At 70.5% G+C, this 11605-nt stretch carries 9 protein-coding genes and 2 pseudogenes; 1 reads left to right on the forward strand and 10 read right to left on the reverse strand.

The window, feature by feature from the left end; all coding sequences use genetic code 11:
* Positions 1-315 precede the first annotated feature (315 nt).
* Complete coding sequence (locus tag AB0D10_RS40340) at positions 316-645, reverse strand: hypothetical protein (protein ID WP_360266131.1); 330 nt, start codon at positions 643-645, stop codon at positions 316-318.
* A 48-nt stretch (positions 646-693) separates the two neighbouring features.
* On the opposite strand from AB0D10_RS40340, the gene AB0D10_RS40345 reads away from it, so the two are divergent.
* Positions 694-1773 carry an IS630 family transposase gene (locus AB0D10_RS40345; protein WP_360266134.1) on the forward strand — a complete coding sequence of 360 codons (1080 nt, stop codon included), beginning with the start codon at positions 694-696 and terminating at the stop codon, positions 1771-1773.
* Here AB0D10_RS40345 and AB0D10_RS40350 read toward each other — a convergent pair.
* From AB0D10_RS40350 to AB0D10_RS40390, 9 genes and pseudogenes are all read right to left on the reverse strand, one after another.
* A complete protein-coding gene (locus tag AB0D10_RS40350) occupies positions 1760-2173 on the reverse strand; it encodes a GNAT family N-acetyltransferase (protein ID WP_360266136.1) in 414 nt (137 codons plus the stop codon). The genes AB0D10_RS40345 and AB0D10_RS40350 overlap by 14 nt on opposite strands.
* A gap of 92 nt (positions 2174-2265) precedes the next feature.
* The gene (locus AB0D10_RS40355) at positions 2266-3330 is read right to left on the reverse strand and encodes a transposase (protein WP_360266139.1); all 1065 of its coding nucleotides are present in this window, start codon (positions 3328-3330) and stop codon (positions 2266-2268) included.
* Positions 3331-3376: 46 nt separating this feature from the next.
* A pseudogene (locus tag AB0D10_RS40360) lies at positions 3377-3685 on the reverse strand (transposase); the annotation flags it as partial.
* Positions 3686-4027: 342 nt separating this feature from the next.
* Positions 4028-4492, reverse strand: a complete 465-nt coding sequence (locus tag AB0D10_RS40365) for an Imm63 family immunity protein (RefSeq protein ID WP_360266142.1) — start codon at positions 4490-4492, stop codon at positions 4028-4030.
* Between the two features lie 429 nt (positions 4493-4921).
* Complete coding sequence (locus AB0D10_RS40370; protein ID WP_360266144.1) at positions 4922-5527, reverse strand: AraC family transcriptional regulator; 606 nt, start codon at positions 5525-5527, stop codon at positions 4922-4924.
* A gap of 359 nt (positions 5528-5886) precedes the next feature.
* Positions 5887-6492 carry an HAD-IA family hydrolase gene (locus tag AB0D10_RS40375; protein ID WP_360266146.1) on the reverse strand — a complete coding sequence of 202 codons (606 nt, stop codon included), beginning with the start codon at positions 6490-6492 and terminating at the stop codon, positions 5887-5889.
* A gap of 145 nt (positions 6493-6637) precedes the next feature.
* Positions 6638-8110 carry a D-glycero-beta-D-manno-heptose 1-phosphate adenylyltransferase gene (rfaE2, locus tag AB0D10_RS40380; protein ID WP_360266157.1) on the reverse strand — a complete coding sequence of 491 codons (1473 nt, stop codon included), beginning with the start codon at positions 8108-8110 and terminating at the stop codon, positions 6638-6640.
* Positions 8096-8683, reverse strand: a pseudogene (locus AB0D10_RS40385) (SIS domain-containing protein); the annotation flags it as partial. The gene rfaE2 and the pseudogene AB0D10_RS40385, both read right to left, overlap by 15 nt.
* Before the next feature lie 111 nt (positions 8684-8794).
* Complete coding sequence (locus tag AB0D10_RS40390) at positions 8795-10141, reverse strand: hypothetical protein (RefSeq protein WP_360266149.1); 1347 nt, start codon at positions 10139-10141, stop codon at positions 8795-8797.
* Positions 10142-11605 lie beyond the last annotated feature (1464 nt).

The raw sequence follows: 11605 nt of genomic DNA on the forward strand, positions 1-11605 counted from the left end.
GACGACGGGCAGAACCCCGCGTCGGGAGGTAGCGGAGGTATCGGAGGCCCGAAGGCGCCACCGGCCGGACCGTCCAGCCCGCCGCCGCCGAACCCCCCGCCTGCCGAGTAGCCGCTGACTCCTGGCCGGCCGCACGGCGGTGCGGTCGGCCAGGGCCACCTCAGGCGGACGCGCCACCGGTCGGCCGGCAGCACCATGTCGGCGGTCTCCGCGGGACGCCCGGTCGCGGCGACCCGGATCCGCTGAATCAGCCAAGCGGGAACGCCCTGAGACAGTCCTGGTGCTGCTCCGCAGAAGTTCGTGGAGGGGCGTTGATCAGGTGGCCAGTCCGGTGAGGTAGAGGTCGCCCGCGCAGTCGAGGGCTTCTTCCGGGGAGCCGGCGGGTAGTCCGCTGGGCAGGATGTTGTCCTTGTAGCTGTCGCTGCTGGCCAGGTAGAGCGCGAAGCCCCAGGTATGCAACACGCCGGCGAAGCGCAGGCGGCACAGGGGCAGGCTCTGCCCGTCGGCCAATTCGGCTGCCACATAGGCGAATCCGGTACGGAAGCGGACCGTGATGGCGGTAACCTGCGGCCACCGCTCCCGGGCATGATGGCTCAGGCGCTGGCGGAGGTGGTGCTGCATCGATTCCGGGGGGTTCTTCGGCACGGGCTCCATCCTGCCGGGTGCGCTGGCGGTCCACCGTGATCGTTGGCCGTGCGTGGTGTGCAGCGGGCGGGGACGGCGGTTGCGGTGGTGCTGGAGGCGGAGGTCCGCGAGCGGCTGGTGCGGACGGTGGCCTCGGCGAAGTCCGAGGTACGGGCGGTGCTGAGGGCGAAGATCGTGCTGGCGGCGGCGGACGGGCTCGCGAACGGGGCCATCACCCGGGAGCTGGAGGTCAGCGTGAACACGGTACGCACGTGGCGCGGGCGGTTCGCGGCCCACGGCATGGACGGCCTGCGCGATGCCGAACGGTCGGGACGGCCCAGATCGTACGGGCCCGAGGTGCGGGTGGCGATCGTGGCCACCGCGACGAGCGCGCCACCGTATCCGGAGGCGATCTGGTCGCACCGAGCCATTGCCCCGCGGGTCGCGGGCACGTGCTTCGCACCGGTCTCCGCTTCCCAGGTCGGCCGGATCCTGGCCGACCTGGACCTGAAACCGCACAAGGTCCGCGGCTGGCTCACCCGCCGGGACACCCCCGACTTCTGGCAGCGCGCCGCCGACGTGTGCGCCCTCTACCTCAACCCGCCCGAGGGAGCGGTGGTCCTTTCCATCGACGAGAAGACCGCGATCGCCGCCCGCTCGCGCCGCCGTCCCGGGCGTCCCGCAAGACCGGGCGAGCCCGTCCGGCAGGAGTTCGAGTACCGGCGCCACGGCACCGCCTCCCTGGTCGCCGCCCTCGACGTGCGCACTGGCGAGGTGCTCACCGAAGTGATCGCCCGCAACGACGCGGTGACCTTCACCGCATTCCTGGAACAGCTCGACCAGGTGATCGCCCCTGGCAAGGAGATCCACGTCGTGCTTGACAACGGTTCCTCGCACACTGCCAAACACACCAAGGCCTGGCTGGCCGCGCACCCACGCTGGCACGTCCGCTTGACCCCGCCGCACGCATCTTGGCTCAACCAGGTCGAGCTGTTCTTCTCCGCCCTCACCCGCCGGGTCGTGCGGCACGGCGACTTCACCGGCCGTGACGACCTGATCGACAAGCTGGAGACTTACGCCATCGGGCACAACGAGACCGCCAAGCCGTACCCTTGGACCTACGAAGGCAGCCCGCTCAAAGCCGCATGAGCCCGGCGGCGGTCGGCCGGAATCCGCACTGACCATAGAAGGACTCCAGGTGCGGCTCGTAGTCGACGTGCAACCACTCGGCACCGCGTGCCTTCGCCTCGTCGGCAGCTGCCTTCACCAGCCGTATCCCGAGCCCCTGCCGGCGCCCATCCGGGTGCACGGTCGTATCCAGGATGAAGGCGTGCGCACCGCCGTCGCCGACGACGTTGACGAATCCGATCAGCCGGCCACCTCGACGCGCCGCGACCCAGGTCAGACTGCGGGACAGCATCGGCGCGAAGGACGTTGGCCTGTGAGCTGGCCACGACGCGCTGAACAACTCGTTGAGCTCAGCGTCCGTCAGATCAGGACACACCACCAACACCTCATCGCCGCCTTGCGACGAATCACTGATCACCATGCGAAGCAGCCTGCCATGCACCCACGACTGTGATCACCCCCTCCACGAACTTCTGCGTGGCAGCACTAGGCTTGCGATTTTAGCTTTCGTCGTCACTCTGCGTGTTTGCTGGTGGTCGGTTCGGTCTTGCGGTGGGGCGGTCGCTTGGGTTTCGGGCGGTTCTTCGAGCCTTTCGGGCGGCCTGGGCCGGGGCGGGTGGGTTTCGGCGAGTCGGCGGGTGTGCCGATTCGTGCGCGGAGTCGGCGGAAGCCGAGGCGGACTTTGTAGGGGCTGAGGGGCTTGCCCGGGTCGGGGCGTGGGTGCCAGGGGCGGCGCAGGTCGTCCACCAGGTGGCGGGCGAGGCGTAGTTGGGCGTAGGCGCCGATGACCAGGGACACCCACCGGTCGGTGGCTGCCGCCGAACTCAGGTGTGCGCTGGCCAGGCCGAGGTAGACCTTGGCGAAGCGGTGGAAGTGCTCCTGGTCGAAGCGGCGCAGGTAGGCCTTCCAGAGCAGGTCCGGGTCGGCCGGGACAGGGCCGGCGTGCCACAGCCACAGGTCCTTGGGTGGCTTGCGGCCGTCGGGCAGATGGTCGACGACCACCTGCAGGACCGTGCCGCGCACGATCGGCAACTGCTTGTCTCGCGGCCAGTTGGCCCAGCGGCCGGTGCTGCCGAGTTTTTGGTGCAGCCCGCTCCAGGCACGGACGGTCACGGTGCCGTACAGCTCGGACTCCACCGTGCGTTCGAAATCGGGGGCGTGCCGTTTGGCGGGGTCGGAGCAGGAGAACTCCGCGCCGTGGCGCGGCGGAGCACCCATCTGTCCCGGCCGCCGAGGCGGGGGGTCGAGGTAGAAGACCCGGGTGGTACGCAGCCGGACCAGCAGTTGCACGTCATGGCCGGCCAGGGCATGGGTGAGGTCAGTGGCGTAGTTGCCCGCGTCGAGCAGGACCAGTGGCGGCGGGTCGCCGGGCTGCCACTTCCCGGTCGCGGTCAGGTCCTTGAGCAGCCCGGTGATCTGGTCGATCGTGACGTCGGTGTGCTCCTCGCCGGGCCGCAGCCGGCGTGCCTCGATGGGATCGACCCAGGAGGAGGAGCCCCACTGGATGCCGACGAGCAGGCTGTAGGGCCAGCCGGGCAGCCAGCGGTTCCCGCCCTTGCCGCGGACCTGCACCATCATGCGCTCGTCGGCGTACTGGGCGTCGGGGCGCGTGCGGAGTGGTGTCGATCGCGAACATCAGCGGCTCGCCCGCCCTGGCCGGGGCCGACAGGCCGATCAGCAGGTGCCGCAAGCGGCTACTGCTCATCTGGCCATGGGCCAGGGCGTCGTAGACGGAGCCGTGTCGGCGGCGGAACTCCGGCTCCAAGGACAGCTCTACCGGCGATCGCACCGGGCCCTGCGCGCAGAGCATCGCGTCCGCCAACTCGAACAGGGCATCCCCGCGACGGGTGAAGCAGGCGCGGAGACCCGCACGGAACCTGGATAACTCGGACAACGCCTCGACTCGGGCAGGGGCGTCTTGCAGACTGTCCATCAGGGCCTTCCGGTGCAGCTGGATCTCTGGCGAGAACCCAGCGTCACCCGAAGGCCGTTCACATGTCCGGAGAACAGCAGAACCCAGACCTAACCGATCTTTGTGGCTTTGTCGGTGAGGATCGAGAGCACTTGTCGCTCCGCCCCGAGAGCACTCCGCGCTACGGGAGAACGATGTTGCTGGGTTCTGAGAGCGCCTGAGTGCTTGCGGCGGGACCTCGGTTGTGCCCGGCGTGGCGGACGGGCACGCCCTCGCTCCTCTGGCTCGGGCGGTCCTCGACAGCCGGTGCCCAGCCGACCCGGCACCGGTGCCGACTCCTCCGGCGCCGCCGGGTGTGCGGGCTCAGCGGGGATCGAGGACCAGCGGGGGCGGGGGCAGGGCGGGGACGAGCTGGTGATCGTCCCGGTCTGAAAGGCGCTCGATCAGCTCTGCCCGCCAACGCTCGGCCCACTCGGGATGGATGGCATGGAGCAGGGTGGCCTGGCGCCTCCACCGGGTCACCCGCTGCTCTTCGTCGTCTCTGGGGTGCTTGAGCACCCATCGGCTGGCGAGTCTGTATGTGGCGCTGCTGAACGCCCAGTACAGCAGTTCGGCGGGGTCGCGGGTCGCCTGCTCATGGACCAGCTGCCCCCGCTCCACGGCGAGGTAGCGCAGTGCACCGTCCTCGGCGACGACCATGAACGGCCAGGCACCGTCACGCTGCACGAAGTCGGGCACATCGGAACCCGTGAGCCCGATGACGGCGCTCAGCCGTGCGATCTCGGCTTCCAGGAACTGTCGCATCAGGGCACTCTCGTCCTTGCTCATGGTCACCACCATGGCATGAGGCGCACGGCCCAGGAGGAGGCCCCCGTCCTCATCAGCCCGACACGCCCGGCTCGGCGCTCTCAACACTCACAGGCGATGCACGGCACTCAGGCCAACAACTGCTGTCGGCACTCATGGACAACCGCTCTCCGTTGTCACCTACGAAGCCAATCTTTGCGTCCTAAAATCGCAAGCTAGGTGCTCGGCCTCGGCCGGCGTCAGCTGATGGAGCTGGGCCTCGGCATCGCACCGTGCCCATCGCTGGGCTCGGGTCCCGTGCCACCACGTGGTGATCAGATGGCTCAATCGAGCGCCGGCGGTGCCGGGCCGGGCCGACGGCAGGTCGGGCCGACGGCGGGCCCCACCGGCTGCGGGTGCAGGCGCGGGTACGGGCTGCGGGCTGCGGGCTGCGGGCTGCGGGAGCGGGACTCAGACCTCCGGCGGACCGCCGTGGAAGTAGCTGCCGGGGGTGAGGCCGGTCTCCCGGACGAAGGCGGCGACGAAGGCGCTGGGCGTCGCGTAGCCGGCGCGGCCCGCGACCCTGGTGACGGGCTCCCCCCGGGCGAGGTGGCCGAGGGCCGCGCGCAGCCGGACGGCGGTGCGCCAGCGGGCGAAGGTGAGACCGATGCCGGCGGCGAACGCGCGGGCCAGGGTCCTTGCGCTGGACCCGACCTGACGCCCCCACTGGGCGAGGGTCCGCGGGTCGGCCGGGTCGGCGACCAGGGCACGGGCGACGTCCAGGGCCCGGGGACCGGCGGGCATCAGCACCTCGATCGAGCGGGCGGCGACCGGCGCCAGGTTGTCGATCAGGACGGCCTGGGCCCGGGCCCGGTGCTCCGGAGCGAGGGCCCCGGCCAGGTGGTCGATCAGGACGGCGACCAGCGGACCCACCGCCAACGGCTGGGGCAGTGACCAGCCGGGCAGCCCGGGGCCCGGGCTGATGTTCAGGCTGCGCATGGCGGTGCTGGCCAGGGCGGCGGTCTGGTGCGGGGTGCCGGCCGGGATCCACAGCGCCCGGGTCGCGGCAGGATCCACTCGCCGTCCCCGGTCGACACGGTCGGCACACCGTTACGGGCCCAGACGACCTGGTGCGTGTCGTGCCGGTGGGTGCCGACCCGACTGCCCGGCGCCGGCGCGTAGGCGCGCACGGCGCCCGACCCGAACGCGGCGGCGGAGCTGTGTCCGGGGCCCTCCGTCCGATGCAGCCAAACTCCTCTATATCCCTGATGAGTTGGATGACAAAACCGGCCGAGGTGTCCGTGCGGCGGGTGCGCTGGCAGTCGCGGCATGGGTCGACGGGGCCACGGTCGCGGCCCCCGCTCACGCGGCCGGCTCCGACAGCCCGCTGACAGCCCTTGGCGAGTGGGCGAGCCTCGGCCTGCTCTGCCGCCACATCATCCCGGGCCGCGCCGAGGGCGACAGGCCCGCGGCGTTTCGCCCGCGAGCCCGAGGAGTTCGCGCGCCTGAGGGGCGGAGGTGAAGGTTATTCCGCGGCCGCCGAGCGCCAACACGGCCGCCGTGTTCCCGGGCTTGTCGTCGACGAGGACCAGTTCCTCGGGTGTGACACCGGATTGCTCGCACAGCATCAGAAAGAAGTCCGCCGAGGGTTTGCGAACACCGAATCGGTACGAGGCGTATACGTCGACTCCGAGGCCGGTCAGAAAATCGCGGCCGATCTCGGTGATCCAGTCGGGATAGTTCGAGCCGACCACCGTGCGGTACACGGCCGCGCAGTCGGCCACCAGCTCGCGCATGCCGGGAAGCCACCGGTAACCCTGGCGCCGGACCGTGTGGAACACGTCGACGTCGAACGCGATTCCGGATTCTCGGATGCTTCGCCAGTACTCGCCCTCCGAGATCTCGCCCCGTTCGAGGCGGTGGTAGGCCCCTGGCGGGCGGAGGCTGTCGAACTCCGCGAAGCCGAGTCCGGAGGCCGCTTCATGGGCTTGCCGGTAAGGGTCGGTGAGCAAGGTGTCCATCAGGTCGAAGACGATCAGCACTGGAAGGGCCTTCCGTGGAGACGGCTTGCGTACGGACGGGTTGGCGTCCGAAGCCGAGGGCGCTCGGACGGCCGGTCGGCGCCCCGACGGGCCGTGACGGCCTTCAGTTCGGCCGGGCCCTCGACGTGCGCGCCGCGACGCCCTGTCACCTCGAGGTCCCTCGGGCGATCCTGTCGATCATGTTCGTGGTGGACCGGCCGTCCAGGTAGGGCAGGATGACCGTGCGCCCGCCCCAGCCCTCCACCAGGGCCGCCTCCGGAACGTCGTCGATCCGGTAGTCGCCGCCCTTCACGTAGATGTCCGGACGGATCCGCTCGAGCGCGTCTTCCGGCGTGTTCTCGGGGAAGACCACGACACCGTCGACCGAAGCCAGCGAGCGCAGGACCGCGGCCCGGTCGGCGGCGGAGACCACCGGACGCTCCGGGCCCTTCAGCCGACCGACCGATTCGTCGTCGTTGAGGCACACCACCAGGCAGTCGCCCAGCCGACGGGCGCGCTCGAGGAGAGCGACATGTCCTGTGTGCAGAAGGTCGAAGCAGCCACCAGTCGCGACGACCGTCCCACCGGCGGCCCGAACCCGTGCGACCACCGCGAGTGCGTCCTCATCGGCGCCGGGCCGGATCCCGCCCTCCCCGGGCAGCGGATCCGAGACGGACGAGGCGCCTCCGGCCGCGACGAACCCGGCTGCGACGGCAACCGCCCGGGTGACGGCCTGCGAGACCAGGCGGCCGTCGGCCAGCAGCCCGGCGGCAGTGGCGGCGAAGCAGTCGCCCGCCCCGGCGGAATCCCCGTGCGGAACCTCCGGGCAGGGCACCACCAGCGCCGATGTGCCGGACGCGTCCACCAGAACGGCGCCGTCCGCCCCCCTGGTGACCGCCACCGTCGCCGCGGACCAGGTCCTCACCAGCTCAAGCCCTCGGTCGATGTCCGCCCTCAACCCCGATCCCTCGACGTGCCGCGCGAAGTGCGCGGCCTCCCGGCTGTTGGGGGTGATGAGCCGGACACCGGGAACGGGCACGTCGCCGCGGGGATGCGGGTCCCAGACCACCGGACACCGGGAGACCGCCGCCTCGACCGCGGAGCGGACGGACGCGTCCTCGCTGACCCCGCGTCCGTAGTCGGAGACCAGGATCGCCGCCGCGCCGAGCACCGTCGTGCGCTCCCGCGCACTGAGCGGGCGTAGCAGGGGAGCGGGCCGCCCGGTTGCCTGGCTGAGCATGATCAGGGACCTGCCGTCGGCACGTACCCGGGACTTCACCGGAGTGGGCCCGGCCAGGCCCAGGTCGACCACCTGGACCCCGTGCTCGCGCAGGAGCTGGGCGAGCTCGCGGCCAGCCGGGTCAGTCGCGAGCGCGGTGACCAGGACGACCGGCCGGGTGCCCCGAGCGGCGACGACGGCCGCGAGCCCGGCGCCGCCGGGGCGTGAACGCACCTCGACCTGATCCACGACGGGAACCGGTGCTTCGGGCGAGAGCCGTTCCACGACTCCCACCACATCCCGGTCGAGCAGGGCGTCCCCGATCACCACGAGGGGAGCCGTACGGTCTCCCTCCGCCGTGTCGGCGGGCCCGATATCCTGGGCGGTGGCCGGCAGGCTGACGCCCAGCGCGATGTCCACCGCCGCACAGATGAGGTGGACGGCTACCAGGTGGCCCTCCTGGATGGTGGCGGTCGATGCCGAGTCGAGGGTGACCACGTCATCGCACAGGCCGGTGAGCGGGTTGGGCCCCGGCCCGGTGAGCGCCCACACCTCGAGCCCCGCCCGCTGTGCCGCCTCGGCCGCGCGCAGGATGTTGCGGCTGTGACCGGACGTGGACAACAGGATCAGGATGTCGCCCGCGCGGCCGTGGGCCCGCACCTGGCGAGCGAACGACTCGTCATAGCCGTAGTCGTTGCCGATCGCGGTGAGAGTGGACGTCTCGGCGTGGAGCGAGATCGCCGACAGCGGCTCGCGATCGTCCCGAAGCCGTCCGACCAGCTCGGACGTCAGATGCTGGGCCTCCGCGGCAGAGCCGCCGTTTCCGGCCGCGAGCAGACGTCCGCCGTCCCTGAGCACGCCCGCCAGACGGCGCCCCCATCGCTGGAGCCGCTCCACGTCCAGGCTCCGTAGCGCCTCCTGGAGCCGGGCGACATGGTCCCGGCCGCTCGCAAGCGGTACGGCAGCGGGCTGCCGGTCAGGCGAGTCGGTCATCGGTCGTCTCCGTGGCAATCGGGCGGTGTGCAGGAGGGACTGACAGCGGGCCGGCAGAGGCGCAGGAGCCCGTCCGGCGCCGGGGCTCAGGGCGTCAGACAACAGGTCCGCTCAGGACGCCAGATAACGGGTCCGCTCCGGCCCGAGGGGGACCGGGAGGCGTTGGATGACAGGATTCCGCTTCCCCATCGCCGTCAGAACGAAGTGGCCCGACGGCCGGAGCCGGAGAAGAAAGCCCTGCCGCCGACCGAAGGATGCCGAAAGCCGGCTGTTGATGTCCCGCGTCACCGCGTCCGTCTCATCCGACCGGAAGGGAATGACGAGATCCAGGATCCCGGGCTCGTCCTGGATGATCTGGAAATCCGGGATTCCGGCCGCCGCGAGTGCTGCCAGAAGGGAGTAGGGCGAATACACCGCCCCGTCGACGCCGATCAGGCTGGTCCTGGCGCGGCCCGTCAGCCGGCTGATGGCCGTCCCGGGGAGGCCGCAGTCACAGGAAACCGTATCCGCAGCCATGTCTCCCGTCACGTAGCGGATCACCGGCATCGCCGGAGAGAGCAAGGCGGTCAGGACGACCTCCTTTCCTTCCGCGCCGGTCGGCATGACCTCGGGCATCACGAGATCGTCCTGGAAGTGCATGTTCCCACGGCGGCACTCCCAGGCGGAGTAGCCGGTCTCGGAGGTCATGTACAACATCGTGACCGGGCAGTCGAACGTCTCCTCGACCAGCCTCCGCCCGCTTTCCGGCATGTGCTCGTAGGTGGCGATGATCCCCCGGGGCCTGAGCCGGATCGCCCGCTCGCCACAGTACTGCGCGAGCGCGATGATCCGGCTGGACGTGCCGGTGATCTTGTCGACGGGGAATCTGCCGACGGTGGCCTCGTACTCGGCCACGATCCTCGCAGACGCGGGGTCGAAGCCGCCGAGATTGCACCGCACGTAGGGCCGGGGAAGCGGCATCGCCTCGAACAGTCTGGTCCCCTCGAACATCAATCCGACGCTGAGGGTCGTCCCCCTCTCGGGCAGCTCGAGGTACCTGTTGATCCGCTCATGGATGACGGCGTTGGCCATGCCGCCGGTCTCCACGGTCGTCAGCGTCCTGACCGGCTGGCCCGTGCTGCCACTGGTCTGATTGATGAAGTGCCGGCCGGGCTCCATCTCGCCGTTCGCCTTACGGCTGATGAGATCGGCGAAATGATCCCGTAGGTCGGCCTTCCGGGTCAGCGGAAAGTCGGACAGCCGGAGGGATTCCCGGCCCTGCAGTGCGCGGTAGTACGGTACGCGGTCCCGGGCGATGGCCAGGAGGCGGTCCAGACGCTCTGCGCCGCGGATCGGATCGAACTCCAGCAGCTGTTCGAGTTTTTGGCGCCTTTCCTTGAAGCGGGCCGTCGAACACCTGTGATCCAACATCTCGCGCGCGTCCGAGATTCCGCGCGCAAAGTCGATTGGCATTTCCATCCCTGCATCCGATCCGGGTGGACGGCCGCGCACCGGGCCCGAAGGTTCTGCCGCTCGGCCGGGGCGGCTGCTGTCAGATGCGCTCAAGGCCGCCGGAGATGCCGTCCAGCTCGTCGTCGTCGAGATCCAGGGCGTCCTGCTCGTCCGAGGCGCCGGCGGGCGTGACGTTGCCGTTTTCGATCATGGGTTGCTCCTCTGCGAAGATGAATCGCTCGTAACCGGGATCACGGAAATGCCCTGGTCGGCTGATATTCTCCGCCCTGCGTTTCCATGGTGTCGGTCGATGAGCGTGAGGCTATTCGTCCGATTCGGGCACGACAAGGTTTTCCGAACAGTGCCACGGATTGGTGCAAAAGCCCCGGACGGGCCTTGCGCGGATCCATGCCGCGGTCTCCCTGCTCCAACCACCCGCGAGGTCAGCGCGGAGCTGCGGGCACCGGCCCCCGTCGAACCTCGGCAGGCCCCGTACCGGCGGCGAGGCAGACCCGCCGTCGAACCGATGTGGGCGGTGGGTGGCTCGGCGCCGACGATGTCGGCCGGGCGGCCGGGGCGTCGGCAGCCGCATGAGCAACGCCACTCGGCGTGGACTCGTCCCGGGTGCCGGGCGGGCGCCGTCCGCCGTCGTCCGCCCGCCCCGCACCCGCTGCCGTGGTCTCCCGGCGCTCTCGACGCCGGGCTGCGCACCGACCTGGCCGCCTACGACGCGGCGGCCAGAGCCTTGCTTCCGGGCTCCTGCAACTCGACCTGCCGGATCACGTGCCCCTCGGTGACCAGCTCAAAGCAGAAGCAGACGGCTTCCTCGTCCCAGAATCAGCGAACCCAGCGCGTCACCGGTTCACCGTGTCGAAGGGCTCGTCGTGCCAGCGCCAGCCGGCGGTGCCGTCGTCGTGGATGTGCAGCATGAACTCAGCGACGGGATTTCCGTCGGGAAACGTCATGGTGAGCGCACTGCGGATCCGGACGTAGCACTCGTCGATCTGCTCCCAGTCCTCTACGTCGATGGCCCGCTCCTGCTCCGCGAACAGTAGACGGAACTCTTCAAAGCCGGGAACCGTCTCGACGTCGGCGTGTATCCAGGGCCAATTCGGCGCCGGTCACCGCCGGCCGGGCCACCTCAAGGTCGCCGCGGTGGAGCCGGCGGACACTGCCGGTGGCCGGATTCGGGTTGCTCATGTCCCCATGATGGCGATCACCGCAGACATTGAAGCTTGCGGTTGTTCGGCGGGCGCAGCTCCTCCCACACCCGAACCGCCCAGCCCCGGCCGTTCTCACCAACCACGGACCTGCACCGACACCCGAAACTCACCGGGTGGCACCCGAAACTCACCGGCGCTCGGCCCGGGGGCAGTCGACCTCACCACCGCCCCGACGCCGCCCCCGTCCAGCCCTGCCCCGGCCGCACCCGCCGGCCGCGCGGCAGCGTCCCGGACCCGGCCGGGGAGGCGTCGTCGTGACCGAGCCGTC

This window comes from Kitasatospora sp. NPDC048545 (assembly GCF_040651155.1).
Lineage (GTDB): Bacteria > Actinomycetota > Actinomycetes > Streptomycetales > Streptomycetaceae > Kitasatospora.

Excerpts from the sequence above, each read along its gene's own strand:
- AB0D10_RS40350 (WP_360266136.1), bottom strand. The coding sequence starts at position 2,173 with ATGGTGATCAGTGATTCGTCGCAAGGCGGCGATGAGGTGTTGGTGGTG.
- AB0D10_RS40390 (WP_360266149.1), bottom strand. The coding sequence starts at position 10,141 with ATGGAAATGCCAATCGACTTTGCGCGCGGAATCTCGGACGCGCGCGAG.
- AB0D10_RS40355 (WP_360266139.1), bottom strand. The coding sequence starts at position 3,330 with ATGATGGTGCAGGTCCGCGGCAAGGGCGGGAACCGCTGGCTGCCCGGC.
- AB0D10_RS40365 (WP_360266142.1), bottom strand. The coding sequence starts at position 4,492 with ATGAGCAAGGACGAGAGTGCCCTGATGCGACAGTTCCTGGAAGCCGAG.